The 17,903-nt window shown below is 72.7% G+C and carries 17 protein-coding genes and 1 riboswitch; of the genes, 9 read left to right on the forward strand and 8 right to left on the reverse strand.

Annotation, left to right across the window (positions count from 1 at the left end; all coding sequences use genetic code 11):
- Positions 1–2: 2 nt before the first annotated feature.
- Positions 3–1,475 (reverse strand): glycerol kinase GlpK, encoded by a 1,473-nt coding sequence (glpK, locus tag ACPA54_RS19295; RefSeq protein ID WP_423531410.1) that lies wholly within the window; start codon positions 1,473–1,475, stop codon positions 3–5.
- 196 nt (positions 1,476–1,671) lie between these two features.
- On the opposite strand from glpK, the gene ACPA54_RS19300 reads away from it, so the two are divergent.
- Positions 1,672–2,697 carry a 6-phosphofructokinase gene (locus ACPA54_RS19300; RefSeq protein WP_345674549.1) on the forward strand — a complete coding sequence of 342 codons (1,026 nt, stop codon included), beginning with the start codon at positions 1,672–1,674 and terminating at the stop codon, positions 2,695–2,697.
- Complete coding sequence (locus ACPA54_RS19305; RefSeq protein ID WP_423531412.1) at positions 2,697–3,260, forward strand: TIGR03086 family metal-binding protein; 564 nt, start codon at positions 2,697–2,699, stop codon at positions 3,258–3,260. Before ACPA54_RS19300 ends, ACPA54_RS19305 begins: the two co-directional genes overlap by 1 nt.
- A 92-nt stretch (positions 3,261–3,352) precedes the next feature.
- On the opposite strand, the gene ACPA54_RS19310 is transcribed toward ACPA54_RS19305, so the two are convergent.
- A complete protein-coding gene (locus tag ACPA54_RS19310; protein ID WP_423531414.1) occupies positions 3,353–5,251 on the reverse strand; it encodes an anthranilate synthase family protein in 1,899 nt (632 codons plus the stop codon).
- A 425-nt stretch (positions 5,252–5,676) separates the two neighbouring features.
- On the opposite strand from ACPA54_RS19310, the gene ACPA54_RS19315 reads away from it, so the two are divergent.
- The 3 genes from ACPA54_RS19315 to ACPA54_RS19325 all read left to right on the forward strand — a co-directional run bounded on the left by ACPA54_RS19315 (position 5,677) and on the right by ACPA54_RS19325 (position 9,149).
- On the forward strand, positions 5,677–7,041 hold the full coding sequence (locus tag ACPA54_RS19315) for a class II 3-deoxy-7-phosphoheptulonate synthase (RefSeq protein ID WP_423531416.1): 1,365 nt from the start codon (positions 5,677–5,679) through the stop codon (positions 7,039–7,041).
- Positions 7,042–7,134: 93 nt separating this feature from the next.
- A complete protein-coding gene (locus ACPA54_RS19320; RefSeq protein WP_423531418.1) occupies positions 7,135–8,154 on the forward strand; it encodes a threonine aldolase family protein in 1,020 nt (339 codons plus the stop codon).
- 239 nt (positions 8,155–8,393) lie between these two features.
- Positions 8,394–9,149, forward strand: coding sequence for a polysaccharide deacetylase family protein (locus ACPA54_RS19325; RefSeq protein ID WP_423531420.1), 756 nt, complete (start codon positions 8,394–8,396; stop codon positions 9,147–9,149).
- Here ACPA54_RS19325 and ACPA54_RS19330 read toward each other — a convergent pair.
- Entirely contained in the window at positions 9,146–9,466 is a 321-nt protein-coding gene (locus tag ACPA54_RS19330) for a (2Fe-2S)-binding protein (protein ID WP_423531422.1), read from the reverse strand. The genes ACPA54_RS19325 and ACPA54_RS19330 overlap by 4 nt on opposite strands.
- A gap of 123 nt (positions 9,467–9,589) precedes the next feature.
- Complete coding sequence (gene bfr, locus ACPA54_RS19335) at positions 9,590–10,069, reverse strand: bacterioferritin (RefSeq protein WP_423531424.1); 480 nt, start codon at positions 10,067–10,069, stop codon at positions 9,590–9,592.
- Positions 10,070–10,200: 131 nt separating this feature from the next.
- On the opposite strand from bfr, the gene ACPA54_RS19340 reads away from it, so the two are divergent.
- The gene (locus tag ACPA54_RS19340; RefSeq protein WP_345674541.1) at positions 10,201–10,806 is read left to right on the forward strand and encodes a sulfite oxidase-like oxidoreductase; all 606 of its coding nucleotides are present in this window, start codon (positions 10,201–10,203) and stop codon (positions 10,804–10,806) included.
- Positions 10,807–10,852: 46 nt separating this feature from the next.
- Here the strand turns inward: ACPA54_RS19340 and pknB are convergent, their stop codons facing one another.
- The 4 genes from pknB to thiO form a co-directional block, all read right to left on the reverse strand.
- A complete protein-coding gene (gene pknB / locus ACPA54_RS19345; protein ID WP_423531792.1) occupies positions 10,853–12,919 on the reverse strand; it encodes a Stk1 family PASTA domain-containing Ser/Thr kinase in 2,067 nt (688 codons plus the stop codon).
- A gap of 130 nt (positions 12,920–13,049) precedes the next feature.
- Positions 13,050–13,844: a thiazole synthase gene (locus tag ACPA54_RS19350; protein ID WP_423531426.1), complete on the reverse strand. Its 795-nt coding sequence runs from the start codon at positions 13,842–13,844 to the stop codon at positions 13,050–13,052.
- A 66-nt stretch (positions 13,845–13,910) separates the two neighbouring features.
- Entirely contained in the window at positions 13,911–14,129 is a 219-nt protein-coding gene (thiS, locus tag ACPA54_RS19355; protein WP_345674539.1) for a sulfur carrier protein ThiS, read from the reverse strand.
- Positions 14,126–15,337 carry a glycine oxidase ThiO gene (gene thiO / locus ACPA54_RS19360; protein ID WP_423531428.1) on the reverse strand — a complete coding sequence of 404 codons (1,212 nt, stop codon included), beginning with the start codon at positions 15,335–15,337 and terminating at the stop codon, positions 14,126–14,128. Before thiO ends, thiS begins: the two co-directional genes overlap by 4 nt.
- A riboswitch (TPP riboswitch) is annotated at positions 15,336–15,448 on the reverse strand. (Overlaps the previous gene by 2 nt.)
- Before the next feature lie 123 nt (positions 15,449–15,571).
- Between thiO and ACPA54_RS19365 the strand changes: the two genes are divergently transcribed.
- From ACPA54_RS19365 to thiE, 3 genes are all read left to right on the forward strand, one after another.
- Complete coding sequence (locus ACPA54_RS19365) at positions 15,572–16,777, forward strand: NAD(P)/FAD-dependent oxidoreductase (protein WP_423531430.1); 1,206 nt, start codon at positions 15,572–15,574, stop codon at positions 16,775–16,777.
- A 73-nt stretch (positions 16,778–16,850) separates the two neighbouring features.
- Positions 16,851–17,216 carry an Rv2175c family DNA-binding protein gene (locus ACPA54_RS19370; protein ID WP_345674536.1) on the forward strand — a complete coding sequence of 122 codons (366 nt, stop codon included), beginning with the start codon at positions 16,851–16,853 and terminating at the stop codon, positions 17,214–17,216.
- Complete coding sequence (gene thiE / locus ACPA54_RS19375) at positions 17,213–17,860, forward strand: thiamine phosphate synthase (RefSeq protein WP_423531431.1); 648 nt, start codon at positions 17,213–17,215, stop codon at positions 17,858–17,860. The genes ACPA54_RS19370 and thiE overlap by 4 nt, the downstream gene beginning before the upstream one ends.
- The last annotated feature ends 43 nt before the right edge of the window (positions 17,861–17,903 follow it).

Consider the following 17,903-nt stretch of genomic DNA (forward strand, 5'->3'; position numbering starts at 1 on the left):
TGTCAGGCCGCCCACCCCTTCGCCTTCTCCACCGCCAAACGCCACTTGTCGTAGGCGTGGTCGTCGCGGGGGCCAGGGGTGAACTCCGCGTCGAGTTGCCAGGTGGTGGCGAGTTCGTCGGGGGTAGACCACAGGCCCGTGCCGAGGCCGGCGAGGAAGGCGGCGCCGAGGGCGGTGGTTTCGCGGACCTTGGGGCGGGCGACGACCGCGCCGAGCTGGTCGGCTTGCATGCGGCACAGCAGGTCGTTCTCGGAGGCGCCGCCGTCGACTTTGAGGCACAGCAGGTCGAGGCCCGCGTCGGAGGTCATGACGTCGACGACGTCCCGGACTTCGAAGGCGATGGCTTCGAGAGTGGCCCGGACCAGGTGGGCCCGGGTGGTGCCGCGGGTGATGCCGAGGATGGTGCCGCGGGCCGTCGGGTCCCAGTCGGGGGCGCCCAGACCGGTGAGGGCCGGGACGAAGACGACGCCCCCGGAGTCGGGAACGGTGCGGGCGATCGGCTCGGTCTCGGACGCCTTGCCGATGATGCCCAAGCCGTCGCGCAGCCACTGCACGGCCGCGCCGGTCACGAAGATCGAGCCTTCGAGGGCGTAGGTCAGCGTCCCGTCGGGCGCGCCCCACGCCACCGTGGTCAGCAGCCCCGCGGACGAACGCACCGGCTCCGCGCCGGTGTTGATCAGTACGAACGAACCGGTGCCGTAGGTGCACTTCACATCGCCCGCCGCATGGCACGCCTGCCCGAACAGCGCCGCCTGCTGGTCGCCCGCGATGCCCGCGATCGGCAGGTCCAAGCCGAGGAACGTATCCGGGTCGGTCCGGGCGACCGTCCCGTACGACGGCACGACGCGCGGCAGCGCCGCCATCGGCACGCCGAACAGCGCGCACAGTTCCTCGGACCACGCCCCCGCGGTGATGTCGAACAGCAGCGTCCGCGAGGCGTTCGACGCGTCGGTGACGTGCTCGCGGCCCGCCGTCATCCGCGCCACCAGGTAGGAGTCGACGGTGCCCACCGCGACCCGCCCGGCCTCGACCTCCCGCCACACCGCCGGATCGTGCTCGGCCAGCCACGCCAGCTTCGTCGCGGTGAAGTACGGGTCCAGCCGCAGCCCGGTCAGCTCCGCCACCCGCGGCTCGTGACCCTGCCCGGCCAGCGTGCGGCACACCTCCGCCGACCGCCGGTCCTGCCACACGATCGCCCGCCGCGGCGACGCCAGGGTGCGCCGGTTCCACAGCACCGCGGTCTCGCGCTGGTTGGTGATGCCGACCGCGGTCGGCCGCCGCCCCGCCCCCGCGAGCGCCTCGCGGCACGCCTGGAGCGCGGCCTGCCAGATCTCCTCCGGCTGGTGCTCGACCCGGCCCGGCTCGGGGAAGTGCTGCTGGAACTCCTGGTACCCGCGTGCCAGAACCCCGCCGTCCTCGGCCACCACCAGGGCCGTCACCCCGGTGGTTCCGGCATCGATCGCAAGCACAGTCATAGCCAGCACCTTAGGGGCGGCAGGCCTCCGGCACAGCCCGCCGCAAGCCGCCCGGAAGACACCCTTTCGAGTGGGCCCGAACGGGATCGCGGCGGCCCGGTGTGGCGTGCGTCACGCGGTAGGTTGGGGTGGTGGCCGTTTCGGGCTTGTGTCCGGGCGTGCCCGTTCCGTCCTCGGCAAGACGAAGGGGAGCTGTATGCGCGTCGGCGTTCTCACCGGTGGGGGCGACTGCCCCGGCCTCAACGCGGTGATCCGGGCGGTGGTCCGCAAGGGCGTCACGGATTACGGCTACGACTTCGTGGGCTTCCGGGACGGCTGGCGCGGCCCCCTCGAAGCCGACACCCAGACCCTCGACATCCCCGCGGTCCGCGGAATCCTGCCGCGCGGTGGCACCATCCTCGGCTCGTCGCGCACCAACCCGATGAAGATCGAGGGCGGCGTCGAGAAGATCCGGGAGAACCTCGCCAAGCTGGAGGTCGACGCGCTGGTCGCGATCGGCGGCGAGGACACCCTGGGTGTCGCGACCCGGCTGCACGAGCACGGCGTGCAGGTCGTCGGGGTGCCCAAGACGATCGACAACGACCTCGGCGCGACCGACTACACGTTCGGCTTCGACACGGCGGTCAACATCGCCACCGAGGCCATCGACCGCCTGCACACCACCGCCGAATCGCACCGCCGGGTGCTCATCGTCGAGGTCATGGGCCGGCACGCGGGCTGGATCGCCATCCACTCGGGCATGGCGGGCGGCGCGAACGTCATCCTCATCCCCGAGCAGCAGTTCGACATCGAGCAGGTGTGCGGCTGGGTGGAGAGCCGGTTCCGCACCAACTACGCGCCGATCGTCGTGGTCGCCGAAGGCGCCGTCCCGCTGGACGGGCAGATGGTCACCAAGGACCAGAGCCTCGACGCGTTCGGGCACGTCAAGCTGTCCGGCATCGGCGACTGGCTGGCCGCCGAGATCGAACGCCGCACCGGCCACGAAGCCCGCACCACCGTCCTCGGCCACGTGCAGCGCGGCGGCACCCCGACCGCGTTCGACCGCTGGCTCGCCACCCGGTTCGGCTTCCACGCCATCGACGCCGTGCACGACGGCGCATGGGGGCAGATGGTCGCGCTGCGCGGCGTCGACGTGGTCACCGTGCCGCTGCAGGAGGCGACGCGGGAGCTGAAGACCGTGCCGCCGTCGCTGTACGACGAAGCGAAGACGCTGTTCGGCTGATGGACATCCTCGACGCCTTCGACCGGGCCATGCGCGAGTTCGACTCGCGCGTCCACCAGGTCGCCCCCGACCAGTGGGGGTCGGACACACCGTGCACGGACTGGTCCGTGCGCGACCTCGTCAACCACGTGACAGCCGAACACCTGTGGGCCCCCGAGCTGTTCGCCGGCAAGACGCTCGCCGAGGTCGGCGACCGCTTCGACGGCGACGTGCTCGGCGACAACCCGGTCCGCACCTGGGAGCGCGCCGCGGAGGAATCACGTGCGGCGTTCCACGCCGACGGGGCGCTCGACCGCGCCGTGCACACCAGCGCCGGACTGACCCCGGCACCCGAGTACGCCTGGCAGATGATCAGCGATCTGACCGTGCACGCCTGGGACTTGGCCCGCGGCATCGGCGCCGACGACGGCGTCGACCCGGGCCTCGCCCAGGCCGTCTACGACGCGATGTCCCCGCACGTCGCCTCCTGGCAGGGCTACGGCATCTTCGCCCCGCCGGTGCCGGTACCGGACGACGCGCCGGTGCAGGACCGCCTGGTCGGACTGCTCGGCCGACGCCCCTAGCCAGGCCGTGTCCGGCCCTCCCCAGCGGCACGGCAGTCCCCGGAGTCCCCGGATCCCCTCGCGGGATCCGGGGACACGGCCGTCGCGGCCCGTCACAGCGCGCCCAGCACCTCCCGCACGATGGTGATCCCGTTCGCGGTGAGCACCGATTCGGGGTGGAACTGCACGCCGGCGACCCGCAGCCCCTTCGCCCGCATGGCGTGGATCTGCCCGGACTCCGGGTCGGCGGCGAACTCCAGCCCGAAGGGCGCGCGCCGCGGCTCGACCGCGCTGAACGTGTTGTAGAAACCGACCTTCTCCTCCCGGCCGAAGAAGTCGATCTCCACCTGCTTGCCCTGGTACGGGGTGTCCTTGCGTACCAGCTCCAGGCCCAGTTCCGCGGCGATCAGCTGGTGGCCGAGGCACACGCCCAGCATCGGGCCGCCCGCGTCCAGGCGCCGCCGCACCGCGGCGCCCATCGTGCGCATCTTGCGGTCCAGGACGTGCCGCGGGTCGCCCGGGCCCGGGCCGACGAGCAGCAGTTCGGCCTCGGTGACGCGGCGTGCGGACACCTCGTCGTACGGCATCAGGTCCACCCGCAGCCCGAGCGTGCGGAGCAGGTGCGCGAGCATCGCGGTGAAGGTGTCCTCGCCGTCGATCACCAGGACCTGGCGCCCGGCCAGCTCCGGGGCCCGCAGCGCGTCGTCGTCGCGCGCCGTGAGCCAGAACGGGGCCAGCCCGGCATTACGGGCGGCCAGCAGCCGGGCGATCTCGGGGTCGTCGGCGAACCGCACCGGCGCGCCGTCGGCGGCCGGGCGCCGCGAGGCGGGGACGACGCCGAGCGCGGCCAGCACTCCGGCGGCCTTGGCGTGCGTCTCGGCGACCTCGTTGGCGGGGTCCGAGTGCCGCACCAGCGTTGCCCCGGCCGGGACGCGCAGCGAGCCGTCCGGCGCCAGGTAGACGGTGCGGATCAGGATCGGCGCGTCGAGGGTCTGGCGGCCTTCGGCGTCGCGGCCGATCAGCGCGACGACTCCCGAGTAGTAGCCGCGGCCGGTCGGCTCGTGGCGGCGAATCACCCGGCACGCGTTCTCCAGCGGCGAGCCGGTGACCGTGGGCGCGAACATCGTGCCGCGGAGCACCGCCCGCACGTCCAGCGAACTGCGGCCACGCAGCACGTACTCGGTGTGCGCGAGGTGGCCCATCTCCTTCAGGTACGGGCCGAGCACCCGGCCGCCGAGGTCGCACACCTCGCTCATCATCTTCAGCTCTTCGTCGACGACCATGAACAACTCGTCGACCTCCTTGCCGTCGCGCAGGAACGTCAGCAGGCCGTCCTTGTCCGGCCCGGCGGCCGGGTAGCGGTAGGTGCCGCTGATCGGGTTCATGACGACGTCGCCGCCGATGGCGCTCACGTGCCGCTCGGGGCTGGCGCCGACCAACGTGACGCCGCCGGTGCCGGTGTGGATCAGATACGTCCAGTACGCGCCGGACTCGCGGGTCAGCAGCCGGCGCAGCAGCGTGCCGGGGGTGGCGGGCGCGTAGTCGGCGATGCGGTCGCGGTAGTCGCGGCGGATGACGAAGTTCGCGCCTTCGCCGCGGCCGATCTCGTCGGCGATGACGCGTTCGACGATCCCCGCGTACGTCGCGTCGTCCACGTCGAAGCCGCCGCCGGCCAGGGTCACCGGGGTGTCGGGGAGGGCGGCGAGGACGTCGTCGTAGGCCAGCGCGTGCTGCTCGGCGATGCGCAGGCACAGCAGCGGGGTGCCGTCGTCGTCGGCTTCGAAACCGCGCTCGCGGATCTGCCGGTACGGGATCAGGGCGAGCACGTCGTGCCGCGGCCCGTGCGCGGGCGCGCCGTCGGGCAGCGGGATCGCGTCGAGCGACGGCGCTTCGACCACGTCGCCGAGCAGCAGGTCCACGGTGTCGGAGCCCTCGCGGCGGATCAGCGCGAAGGGCGGCGGCGCGGCGGCGAAGAGCGGGGCGAGCAGGGCGGCGGCGGAGGGGGACGTCACAGCGGGTACTCCCGAGAGTCGGGGCCACCCGCCGGGCCCCGCCGCACCCCCCGGACCAGGTCCGGAAACGCCGACGGCCGCCCTTGCGGGCGGCCGTCGGATCGAAGCTTCAGCGATCGCGCAGGACAGTGGCCGCCGCAGTGCGGGGCCACCACCAGGAACTGAGTCGAGGCGAGATCACGGGAGCACTGTAGCGGGGGGAGGGGGCGGGGGAGAAGTACCGCGGCGTCGACAGGCCGCGCGCCGCGGCCGACGGCCTGTCGGCGCCGCGGCGCGGGAAAGGATCCGCAGGTCACGCCGCAGCGGCCCGCGACGTCCGTCGCACGTGGCCCCGGCATTCCCCCGGGTGGCCCCGCCGCTGCCCGCCCGCCGTCCCGAAACTCCTGCTCAGTGAGCTGCGTCTCGCCTGTCGGGCAAGGTCCTAAATGCCTTGCCCGATTGTTTATCTTGGGTGGGTGACTGCGAACGAGATCCAGACCTGGCGGACCCTCCCGGCTGCGCAGCAGCCCGAGTGGCCGGACACCGAGGCCCTGCGTGCTGCGCTCGCGGACCTCGAGTCCTATCCGCCGCTGGTGTTCGCGGGCGAGTGCGACCAGCTTCGCGGCCGGCTGGCCGCGGTCGCGCGCGGCGAGGCGTTCCTGCTCCAGGGCGGCGACTGCGCCGAGACGTTCGCGGGCAACACCGCCGACGCGATCCGCAACAAGCTCAAGACCCTGCTGCAGATGGCCGTCGTCCTCACTTACGCGGCGTCCGTGCCGGTCGTGAAGGTCGGCCGCATGGCGGGGCAGTACTCCAAGCCCCGCTCGCAGCCGATCGAGACGCGCGACGGCGTCACGCTGCCGACGTACCGCGGCGACGCGGTCAACGACCTGGCGTTCACCGAAACGGCCCGCGTCCCGGACCCGGAGCGGCTCAAGCGCATGTACCACGCGTCGTCCGCGACGCTGAACCTGGTGCGCGCCTTCACCACCGGCGGCTACGCCGACCTGCGCCAGGTGCACGCCTGGAACCAGGACTTCGTGGCCCTGTCCCCGTCCGGCGAGCGCTACGAGCGCCTGGCAGCGGAGATCGACGGCGCGCTGCGCTTCATGCACGCCTGCGGTGTCGACCCGGAGGAGTTCCGCACCGTCGAGTTCTTCGCGTCGCACGAGGCGCTGATCCTCGACTACGAGTCGGCGCTGACCCGCGTCGACTCGCGCACCGGCGACCTGTACGACGTGTCCGGCCACATGGTGTGGATCGGCGAGCGCACCCGGCAACTGGACGGCGCGCACGTCGAGTTCGCGTCCCGGATCCGCAACCCGATCGGCGTCAAGCTGGGCCCGACGACCACGCCGGAAGACGCCCTCGCGCTGATCGACAAGGTCGACCCGGAGCGCGAGCCCGGCCGGCTGACGTTCATCGTCCGCATGGGCGCGGGCAAGGTCCGCGACGTGCTGCCGACCCTCGTGGAGAAGGTCACCGCGTCCGGCGCGCAGGTCGCGTGGGTGTGCGACCCGATGCACGGCAACACGTTCGAGGCGTCGAGCGGCCACAAGACCCGCCGCTTCGACGACGTCCTCGACGAGGTCAAGGGCTTCTTCGAGGTGCACCGCGGCCTCGGCACCCACCCGGGCGGCATCCACGTCGAGCTGACCGGCGACGACGTCACCGAGTGCGTGGGCGGCGGCGACGAGATCTTCGTCGACGACCTGCACCAGCGCTACGAGACGGCGTGCGACCCGCGGCTCAACCGCAGCCAGTCGCTCGACCTGGCGTTCCTGGTGGCGGAGATGTACCGCGGCCACTGAGCCGCACGGCGAAGTCCCGGAGAGTTCCGGCGAAGGGGTGTCCGCGGTCGCGCGGGCGCCCCTTCGCCGTGTCCGGATGGCAGGCTGGCCCCTGTGATTGATCTGCGCAGCGACACCGTCACCCGGCCCGCCCCCGCGATGCGCGCCGCCATGGCGGACGCCGAGGTTGGCGACGACGTCTACGGCGAGGACCCCACCGTCCGCGCCCTGGAGAACCGCGTCGCGGCCCTGTTCGGGGGCCGCCACGCCGGCCTGTTCACACCGACCGGCGTGATGGCCAACCAGATCGCGGTGCGGCTGTCCGTCGCCCCGGGCGAGGAACTGGTCCTGGACGCGGACGCGCACATCGTGGCGCACGAGGACGGCGCGGCGGCGTGGCACGGCGGCATCCAGACCCGGACCGCGCTGAGTCCGCGCGGCCTGCTGGAACCGGCGGACGTCGGCAGACTGCTGCGCCCGGGCGACGCGCACACCGTCGGCACGCGCGCGGTCGCCGTCGAGCAGACCCACAACCGCGGCGGCGGCTCGGTGTATCCGATCGAGCAGCTGCGGGCGATCCGCGAGCTGACCGCGGACGCCGGTGTCGCCCTGCACTGCGACGGGGCCCGCATCTGGCATGCGCACGTCGCCACCGGCACGCCGCTGCCCGCGTACGGCGAACTCTTCGACACCCTGGCCGTCTGCCTGTCGAAGGGCCTCGGCGCCCCGGCCGGGTCGGTGGTGCTGCTGCCCGCCGACCGGATGGCGGAGGCGCGCCGGATGCGGCACCGCATGGGCGGGGCGATGCGGCAGGCGGGCATCCTCGCCGCGGGCGGCCTCTATGCGCTCGACCACCACATCGCCCGACTCGCCGACGACCACGTGCACGCACGCCTGATCGCGGACGCGTTGGCCGACGCGGGTCTGGACGTCGTCGCCCCGGAGACCAATCTGGTGCTGGTGCGGCTGCCCGAGCCGCGGCCGGACGCCGCGACGGTGGCGGAGCGCTGCCGGGCCGCGGGTGTGCTGGTCAGCGTGTTCGGCCCGCGTCTGATCCGCATCGTCGCGCACCTGGACGTCGACGCGTCCGCGGCCGCGAAGGCTGCCGAAGCGGTCGTGGAGGCCGCCGCGTGACGCACGCACGGGGGCGTTTCCGGGGGCTTTTCGGGGGACGGGGGAGCCGGGGGACCGGCTCTGCGGCGTTGCTCGCCGCGGCACTGCTCGTCGCGTCGACCGGGTGTTCCGGGGGCGGTTCGGGCACGCCGAAGGCCGCGGCGCCGAGTCCGGCGTCGGCTGCGCCGGACGGGCCGGGTGCGCACGGGGCTCCCGGTGCGCCGGGCAGCGCTCCGGCGTCCGGCAGTCCGGTCCCGGTCGTGCCGGCCGGGGCGGACGGGATCCCGGGGGCGAAGACGCTGCCGCTCGGCCCGGACGGGCTGCCGGTGGTGTTCGACAACGGTCCGCGGGCCAAGCCGCGGGTGGCGCTGACGTTCGACAGCGACATGACGGCGGGCATGCAGGAGCGGCTGCGGACCGGCAAGACCGCGTCGTACGACAACACGGCGCTGCTGGCGGATCTGCGGCGGTTGAAGGTCCCGGCGACGTTCTTCATGACCGGGCTGTGGATCGACACCTATCCGCAGGAGGCCAAGGGGATCGCGACCGATCCGCTGTTCGAGGTGGCGAGCCATTCGCTGACGCACCGCGGGTTCGCGGGGCAGTGCTACGGGCTCGGGCATGTGCCGGAGAACGAGATGGCGGCGGAGGTGCGGGCGCCGTTCGACCGGCTGAAAGCGGTTCCGGGGGCGCGGACCGTGCCGTACTTCCGCTTCCCGGGCGGCTGTTACGACAAGGCGGCGTTGAAGGCGATCGCGTCGACGGGGGTCACGCCGGTGCAGTGGGACGTCGTCAGCGGCGACGCGGACGGCGCGACCGGCGACAAGATCGCCGCGACGGTGCTGGCGAAGGTGAAGAACGGGTCGGTCGTGGTGATGCACAACTCGCTGGGCCCGGCCGCGCACACCGCGGACGCGCTGCCGAAGATCGTGGCGGGGCTGCGGGCGAAGGGCTTCGAGATCGTCCTGGTATCGGACCTGGTGGGCGCGGCGGCCGGTCAGACGGCGGCCGGCTAGGCGGCGGTGTCGGTCGCCACAATCGTCAGCGGAACGGGGACGACCGGGATCGGGACGCTTACGCTGGTGCGGTCGGCTGCGTCGGCGGCGGCGTGTCCGGGCTTCTCGGCGCGGCACACCTTGCCGCAGCGCGGGGTGCAGCCGCCGCAGGAGCGGCTCTCGTCGCGGGGGATCATCGAGCAGATCGTCTTCACGCAGCGGCCGCAGTCGGTTCCGGCGCGGCAGGACGCGGCGATCTCGCGCATGCTGCGGGCGCCGCTGTCTATCTGGGCGCTGACCTGGCTGTCGGTCACGCCGAAGCAGATGCACACGTACACGGGCCGTCCCCCAAGGGTGAGGTTACTAAGGTAAGGGTAACCTCACCCCCGGCGGCAGGTGAAGAGAGGTGTGCGTCACGTCCCCCAAGCGCCCCGCGGCGCGGGTCCGGGGACGCGGCCGGATCAGCTTTCGGGCTGCTCGATGAGCTGCGCGATGTAGAGCGGCTCGCCGAGCTTCTTCAGCAGGTCGAGCTGGGTCTCCAGGTAGTCCACGTGCTCTTCCTCGTCGGCGAGGATGTCCTCGAAGATGTTCGCCGAGGTCGCGTCGCCCTTCTCGCGCATCACGAGGATGCCGGAGCGCAGGCGCTCGATCGCCTCCATCTCGACGGCGAGGTCGGCGCGGAACATCTCCTCCAGCGTCTGGCCGATGCGCAGCGCGTTCAGCCGCTGGTAGTTCGGAAGGCCCTCGAGGAAGAGGATCCGGTCGGTGAGCTTCTCGGCGTGCTTCATCTCGTCGAAGGACTCGTGCCGGGTCCAGTGCGCGAGCTTGGTGTAGCCCCAGTGCTCCTGGAGTTTCGCGTGCAGGAAGTACTGGTTGATGGCGGTCAGCTCGGCGGTCAACTGCTCGTTGAGCAGTTCGAGGATCTGCGGGTCGCCGTGCATCGCAAGTCACCTTCCGACGGAAACGAATGGGGTTTATGTGAATCCTGTCACCCCATGAGGCTTTGATTCCACGAAGGGAAGGCTTGCCTTCCATCAGCCCGCGTCGTGGGCGGGGCGGGCGGTCTGGGAGCATGGACGCCATGGACCCCCGACTGCCCCCCGGCCAGCGCCTTCAGCGGGGTTGGCCGGTCCTGCACTACGGCCCGGTGCCCCGCTTCAAGCCCGACACCTGGGATTTCCGGGTGTTCGGCGCCACCGCGTCGGGCGACAAGCACTGCTGGAACTACGAGGAGTTCTCCGCGCTGCCGCGCACCACCGTGGTCGCGGACTTCCACTGTGTCACCAAGTTCAGCATGCTCGGCAACGAGTGGGGCGGTGTCGCCGCCGAAACCTTCCTCGAGATAGCCCCGCCCGCCCCCGAAGTCACGCACGTGATGGTGTGGGCCGAATACGGATTCAGCTCCAACCTGCGCATCACCGACGTCGCCACCGAGCGCGCCATGTTCGCCACGCACCACGACGGCGAGCCGCTGACCGCCGAACACGGCTTCCCGGTCCGGCTGATCGTGCCGCACCTGTATGCCTGGAAGGGCCCCAAGTGGGTCCGCGGCATCGAGTACATGGTGGTCGACAAGCGCGGGTTCTGGGAGGAACGCGGCTACCACAACATCGGCGACCCGTGGCAGGAGCAGCGCTACTCCTACCAGGAACGCGAAGGCGACGGACCCGAACTCTGACGGGCCCGCCGCCCCCGGCGGTACACGGCGCGCGGTCGCCCGCGCGTCAGAAGATGTTGATGGTGACCTTCGATCCGCGCGGCGCCATGTTGTTGCCGCCCGGGCTCATGCTGGTGACCTTCTTCGGGCCCAGCGGGAACACCGTGTTGGACTCGACCTGGAACCCGGCCGCGGTCAGCGTGGCCTTGGCTTCGTCCTCGCTCATCCCGTCGACCTTCGGCACCAGGACCAAGTCCTGGCCCTTGGAGATCTGCACGGTCACGGTCGCCCCCGGATAGACGGGGCTGCCCTGCGGCGGCGTCTGCGACACGATGCGCCCGGCCGGCACGTCGTTCGAGAACACCTGGTTCGGGTCGACGACCAGCTGGATGCCGCTCGGCGTCAGCGCGTCGCGGGCCTCCTGCTCGGTACGCCCGGTCAGCACCGGCAGCGCCACCGGCAGGCCGCGGCTGACCGTCAGGTCCACCGTCGTCCCCGGCGAGACCAGCGTGCCGAAGCCCGGCGACGCGGACACCACCTGCCCGGGCGGCCGCGCGTCGTCCTGCTGCACGACCTTCCCGACCACGAGCTTGGCGTCGGTGATGGCCTGCCGCGCCTGGTCGACGGACTGCCCGTCGACCTGCGGCACCGCATAGCGCTCCGGCCCGCGCGAAATGCGCAGCAGCACCGTCGAGCCCTTGTCCACCGACCGGCCCGCCTGCGGATCGGTCGCGATGACCGCACCCGACGCGACCGTCTCGCTGAACTCCTCCTCGACGCGGAACTTGAGGCCGCTGTTCTTGAGCTTGCGCTGCGCATCCGCGGCCTGCTCGTTCACCACCGCGGGCACCTTCGCCGACTGCCCGGCGCCCAGCTTCCACGCCACGACGCCGATCGTCGCGGCGACCGCGAGGACGACCAGCAGCGCGATCACGCCGCGGCCGGGCCCGCGGCGGCGCCTGCGGCCGGGAGCGCCGCCCTTGGCGTCGTAGGCGTCGGGGATGCCATCGGGCGGGGTGGCGTAGCCGTCGTCGTCGTAGCCGTGATGGCCGCCGTAAGGGTGCTCGTCCAGGATCGACTCGGTCGACAGGCCCAACGGTCCCAGGTCCAGCGGGATCTCCACCTGCCGGGTGAGGTTCGCGTCGGCCGGCTCGGGTTCCGGGCCCGCGGGCGGGCCCGGCGTGTAGGCGGGCTGGTGGAGGGCGACCGGCTCGGGCTCCGGCGCGTACGTTTTCGGCGGGGGCGGCGGCAGGACGCGCTCGGCCGCGCCGAAGTCGAGTTCCGTCTCGGTCATCGCGTGTTGCCGGGTGCGGCGCACCAGCGCGAGGAACTCGTCGGCGTCCGCGGGCCGGTGCCGGGGGTCCCGGTCGGTGGCCGCGGCGACCAGCCCGTCCAGTGCGGGCGGCAGGCCCGGCACCGCTATCGACGGCGGCGGGACGTCCTCGTGCACGTGCTTGTAGATGATCTCGACCGCGGAGCGCCCCTGATACGGCTGACGGCCCGTCAGCATCTCGTAGAGGAGGATGCCCGCGGCATACACGTCCGACGTCGGCGATGCCGCGCCGCGTTCGATCTGCTCCGGCGCCAGATATGCCACCGTCCCGACCAGGACCTTGCCGGTCGCCGCGGATGCCGCCGTCGCCGTCGCACGCGCCAGTCCGAAGTCGGCGACCTTGATGCCGCCGTCGTCGGAGATCAGCACGTTCTCCGGCTTCACGTCGCGGTGCACGAAGCCGGCGCGGTGCGCCGCGCCGAGCGCGGCCAGCGTCGGTTCGAGTACGCCGAACGCTTCGCGCGGGGTCAGCGTGCCGAGGTCCTGGAGGAGCTCACGCAGCGTGCGGCCTTCGACGTACTCCATCGCGAGGAACACCACGTCGCCGTCGTGTCCTTGGTCGAACACGCCGACCACGTTGGGGTGCGCCAAGCGGGCGGCGGCCTTGGCCTCGCGGATGAACCGGTCGGTGAAGGACGCGTCCGCGGCCATCGCCGGGTGCATCACCTTCACCGCGACCGTGCGGTCCAGACGCATGTCCTCGGCACGGTAGACGGTGGCCATGCCGCCCGCCGCGATCCGGGCCCGGACCCGGTAACGGCCGTCGAGCACGCGCCCGACGATCGGGTCGTCATTCGTCATGTCCACGCCAGGGATTTTACGGTCACGTAGTCCCCGACGAGTGGCAGGACCGTCCGGTTCCGGTCACGGAACGTGGGCCTCGCCATGCCGCGGCGGCCGCGGCCTGCGTCGGAGAGCCGGGGTGTCGGGGTCAGAATGCCGGGATTTCGGCGAGGCCGTCGGTCGGCGACGACGCTTCCGCGTAGTGCCGCATCGGGATCCGCCCGGCCCGGTAGGCGAGCCGCCCGCCGTCGACGGCGCTGCGCATCGCCGCGGCCATCAGCGCCGGGTCCTGGGCGCGCGTCACCGCGGACGCCAGCATGACGGCGTCGCAGCCCAATTCCATGGCGAGGGCGGCGTCGGACGCGGTGCCGATGCCCGCGTCGAGGACGACCGGCACGCTCGCCTGCTCGGTGATCAGCCGGATGTTGTGCGGGTTGCGGATGCCCAGGCCGGAGCCGATCGGCGAGCCGAGCGGCATGACCGCGGCGCAGCCGACCTGTTCCAGGCGGCGGGCGACGACCGGGTCGTCGTTCGTGTAGGCGAGGACGACGAAGCCGTCGTCGACGAGCCGTTCGGCGGCGTCCACGAGTTCCACGGTGTCCGGCAGCAGGGTCCGCTCGTCGGCGACGACCTCCACTTTCACCCAGTCGGTCTCCAGTGCTTCGCGCGCGAGGCGGGCGGTCAGCACGGCTTCGCCGGCGGTGTAGCAGCCGGCGGTGTTCGGCAGGGGCCGGATGCCCAGCTTGCGCAGCAGGTCGAGGACGGAGCCGGTGGTGCGCGGGTTGAGGCGGCGCATCGCGACCGTGGTCATCTCGGTGCCGGACGCGACCAGCGCGGCTTCCAGGATGTCCAGGCTCGGTGCGCCGCCGGTGCCGGTGATCAGCCGGGAGGAGAAGACCTCGCCGCCGAGCTGGAGCTTGTCGTCCGCGGTCGCGTGCGTCATTGCCGTCCTCCTTGGCGTGTGGGTGTGGGGTGTTCCGGGTTGTCCTTCCGACCACCCGTCGGAAGGTCAGCCGCCCTGGACGGCGGTGAGGACCTCGACGCGGTCGCCGGCGTCGAGCAGCGTGGACGCCCATTTGCTGCGCGGCACGACGTCCTCGTTGACCGCGACGGCGACGCCCTTGGTGGCCGAGGTCATGGTCGCGATGAGCGCGGCGACGGTGGTGCCGGCGGCGAGCGGGCGGGGTTCGCCGTTGACGGAGATGGTGTGGGCGGGCTCGACGGTCATGCGTAGGACAGCTCCTTGCCGGTGGTGGCGGTGAAGCGCGCGGGCCCCCAGGGGCGGACGACGTCGGGGACGGTGCCGTCGGCGAGGAGTTCGGCGACGGCGTCGGCGGTGACGGGGGTCAGCAGGATGCCGTGCCGGTAGTGGCCGGTGGCGGCGATCAGGCCGTCGAGGCCGGTGCGGCCGATCAGCGGCGCGTTGTCCGGGGTGCCGGGGCGCAGGCCCGCGTGCGTTTCCACGAGCGGGAGTTCGGTGACGCCGGGGACGAGTTCGCGGGCGTCGCGGAGGAGTTCGTAGACGCAGCCGGCGGTGACCTCGGTGTCGTAGCCGAGGTCGTTCTCGGTGGCGCCGATCACCAGTTCGCCGTCGGCGCGCGGCACCAGGTACATGCTGCCGCCCTTGACGACGCCGCGGACGTTGTGGCTGAGGAACGGCCGGTAGGCGTCCGGGACGTGCAGGCGCAGGATCTCGCCCTTGACCGGGCGGATGGGCGGCAGCAGGCCGGGCGGCAGGCCGTCGACGGCGTTGGACCAGCAGCCGGCCGCGAGGACGACCTGGCCGGCGGACACGTCGGTGCCGTCGTCGAGGCGGGCGCCGGTCGCGCGGTCGCCGGCGGTGAGGAGGGCGGTGGCGCGGGCGGGCCGCAGGGTGATGCCGGGTTCGCGTTCGCAGGCGGCGAGGAGCGCGGCGACGAGGCGGCGGTTGTCGATCTGGTGGTCGCCTTCGACGTGCAGGCCGCCCGCGACGGCGGGGGAGAGCATCGGTTCGAAGCGGCGGCATTCGCGGCTGGTCAGCCAGGTGGAGGCGAGGCCGAGGCGGGACTGGAACGCGTGGAGGTCCTTGAGGACGGCGCGGTCGTCGGCGTCGAGGGCGACGGCGAGGGTGCCGCAGGCGCGGTAGCCGGAGGGGAGTCCGGAGGCGTCCTCGAGTTCGGCGGCGAAGGCGGGGTAGCGGGCCGCGGAGTCCATGTTGAGGCGGAGCAGGGACTCTTCGCCGTACTGGAGTTCGGAGACCGGGGTGAGCATGCCCGCGGCGGCGTGCGAGGCGCCGCGGCCGGGCTGCGGGTCGGCGAGGACGACGGTGAGGCCGCGGCGGGCGGCGCGCCAGGCGATCGAGAGGCCGATGACGCCGGCGCCGACGACGAGGACGTCGGGGGAGGCCGCGGTGGGGGTGGCGGGACGCGCGGCGGGGCTCGGGCTCGCAGAAGCCATGGCTGGTGGACACACTCCCTTGCGCCGGCATGACCCGGATCAGGTTCGGACGGTCGGGGGCTTGCAGCCCCCCTCTCAGCCCGGTCCCACCGGGCTCCCGTGAGGACTCAACCCTACCTCCGGCCGGAATCGTCGGATTGTCGGACTGGGTTCGGAGGTCCCGGTACGTGATCCTTGCCTCAATCAAACTCTTCGTCGTCGGGCGTACACGTGTCGACCCCTAAGGTTCCCCGCATGGAGAACGTGCTTGTCGTGGGTGCCGGCATGGCCGGCCTGCAGACTGTCGTGGGGTTGCGCGAACAGGGCTACACCGGCCGGATCACCCTGCTTGGGGCCGAGCCGCACAAGCCGTACGACCGCCCGCCCCTGTCCAAGGAGGTCCTCGGCGGCAAGACCGACGACTCCACCTTCGAAGCGGACTGGGACGTCCTGGGCGTCGAGCTGCTCCTGGGCCGCGCCGCCACGGGGCTCCGCCCGGCCGACCGCGAGGTCGACACCGACGCGGGCCCGCTCGCCTACGACCGGCTCGTGATCGCGACCGGTTCGCAGGTCGTCAACCTGCCCGGCGCGGCCGACGTCGACGGCGTCCACACCCTGCGCACCCTCGACGACGCGCGCCGCCTCCGCGCCGCCCTCACCCCCGGCGCGCACGTCGTGGTCGTCGGCGCGGGCTGGATCGGTGCCGAAGTCGCCACGTCCGCGGCCGCGCTCGGCTGCCGCACCACCGTCGTCGAGGCACTGCACGCGCCGCTCGCGGGTGCCTTCCCCGACGACATCGGCACGCGCTTCGTCCCGTGGTACGCCGAGGCCGGCGTCGAACTCCTCCTCAACGCCCGCGTCGACCGCCTCGAACCCGGCGCGGTCCACCTCGCCGACGGCACCCGGCTGCCCGCCGACGCCGTCGTGGTCGGCATCGGCGTCCGCCCCGACACCGGGTGGCTCGCCGGCTCCGGCCTGGACCTCGACCCGCGCGGCGCCGTCCTCGTCGACGACCACCTGCGCACGTCGCACCCCGACGTGTACGCGGTCGGCGACTGCGTCGTCTTCCCGTCCGCCCGCTACGGCGCCCGCCTGCGCGTCGAGCACTGGGACAACGCCCTGCACGGGCCCCGCACCGTCGCCGCGAACCTGGCCGGCGGCGACGCGGCGTACGACCCGGTGCCGTACTTCTGGTCCGACCAGTTCGGCCGCATGATCCAGTACGTCGGCCACCACGGCCCCGACGACGAACTCGTGGTCCGCGGCCCCGGCGAGGACGGCAAATGGAGCGCCGGCTGGTTCGCCGGCGACACCCTCGTCGCGCTCATCACCGTCGCCCGGCCGCGCGACCTGGCCCAGGGCCGCAAGCTCGTGCAGACCGGCGCCGCGGTCGACAAGGCCAAGTTCGCCGACATCGGCACCGCGCTCAAGGACGTCCAGCGGGCCGACGGCACGGCCTGAGCCGCCGCGACGCGCGGGGATCCCGTCGGAAAGCACGGGATTCCCCTACGTCGCAGGGCCCTATTCTGGAGCCGTGAGCGAGACCGACACGACCATCGAAAAACTCATCGCCGACTGGCTGACCCTCCCGGACCTCGCCGAGATCTTCGGCGTCGAGGTGACCCGGATCCGGCAGCTCCTCAAGGACCGGCAGATCCTCGCCGTCCGCCGCGGGGAGAACAACAGCCTCCAGGTGCCCGCCGCGTTCATCCAGAACAACGCCACCGTCAAGGGCCTCACCGGGACCTTCACGGTGCTGGAGGACGCGGGCTTCTCCGACCGCGAGATCCTCGAATGGCTCTTCACGCCGGACGAGTCGCTGCCCGGCACCCCCATCGACGCGCTCCGCGGCAACCGCAAGACCGAGGTACGCCGCCGCGCCCAGGCCCTCGCGGTATGACGGACATCCGCGGCCGCCTCGACGCGGCCCGCCTGTACCTGTGCACGGACGCCCGGGAGAAGCAGGGCGACCTGCCCGAGTTCCTGGACGCCGTGCTGGCCGCGGGCGTGGACATCGTCCAGCTGCGGCAGAAGACCGGCCTGGAGGCCAAACAGGAACTGGCCCACCTGGAAGTCTTCGCGGACGCCGCGCGGCGGCACGGCCGGCTCCTTGCCGTCAACGACCGCGCGGACGTCGCGCACGCGGCGGGCTCCGACGTCCTCCACCTCGGGCAGGACGACCTGCCCGTGCCGCACGCCCGCGCGATCCTCGGCGACGAGGTGGTCATCGGGCGGTCCACGCACGCCGAAGCCGAGGTCGACGCCGCGCTCGCCGAGCCCGGTGTCGACTACTTCTGCACCGGCCCGGTCTGGCCGACCCCGACCAAACCGGGCCGCCCGGCACCGGGCCTGGACCTGGTCCGCTACACGGCGTCGCTCCGGCCCGCCCGGCCGTGGTTCGCCATCGGCGGCATCGACCTGGGCAACCTCGACGAGGTCCTCGCCGCGGGGGCCCGCCGGGTCGTCGTGGTCCGCGCGATCACCGAGGCCGAGGACCCGGGAGCCGCGACCCGGGAGTTCGTGCGGCGGTTGGCGGGGGAGTAGGCGACGGCGCGAGGGCGGCCGGGCGGCACCGACGCCCGGCCCG

The organism is Uniformispora flossi (assembly GCF_049534875.1).
Lineage (GTDB): Bacteria > Actinomycetota > Actinomycetes > Streptomycetales > Streptomycetaceae > Yinghuangia > Yinghuangia aomiensis.

Bases quoted from the DNA above. Each gene is read 5' to 3' on its own strand.
- glpK (WP_423531410.1), bottom strand. From the start codon at position 1,475: ATGACTGTGCTTGCGATCGATGCCGGAACCACCGGGGTGACGGCCCTG.
- ACPA54_RS19300 (WP_345674549.1), top strand. From the start codon at position 1,672: ATGCGCGTCGGCGTTCTCACCGGTGGGGGCGACTGCCCCGGCCTCAAC.
- ACPA54_RS19305 (WP_423531412.1), top strand. From the start codon at position 2,697: ATGGACATCCTCGACGCCTTCGACCGGGCCATGCGCGAGTTCGACTCG.
- ACPA54_RS19315 (WP_423531416.1), top strand. From the start codon at position 5,677: ATGCCTTGCCCGATTGTTTATCTTGGGTGGGTGACTGCGAACGAGATC.
- bfr (WP_423531424.1), bottom strand. From the start codon at position 10,069: ATGCACGGCGACCCGCAGATCCTCGAACTGCTCAACGAGCAGTTGACC.
- ACPA54_RS19340 (WP_345674541.1), top strand. From the start codon at position 10,201: ATGGACGCCATGGACCCCCGACTGCCCCCCGGCCAGCGCCTTCAGCGG.
- pknB (WP_423531792.1), bottom strand. From the start codon at position 12,919: ATGACGAATGACGACCCGATCGTCGGGCGCGTGCTCGACGGCCGTTAC.
- ACPA54_RS19350 (WP_423531426.1), bottom strand. From the start codon at position 13,844: ATGACGCACGCGACCGCGGACGACAAGCTCCAGCTCGGCGGCGAGGTC.
- thiS (WP_345674539.1), bottom strand. From the start codon at position 14,129: ATGACCGTCGAGCCCGCCCACACCATCTCCGTCAACGGCGAACCCCGC.
- thiO (WP_423531428.1), bottom strand. From the start codon at position 15,337: ATGGCTTCTGCGAGCCCGAGCCCCGCCGCGCGTCCCGCCACCCCCACC.
- ACPA54_RS19365 (WP_423531430.1), top strand. From the start codon at position 15,572: ATGGAGAACGTGCTTGTCGTGGGTGCCGGCATGGCCGGCCTGCAGACT.
- thiE (WP_423531431.1), top strand. From the start codon at position 17,213: ATGACGGACATCCGCGGCCGCCTCGACGCGGCCCGCCTGTACCTGTGC.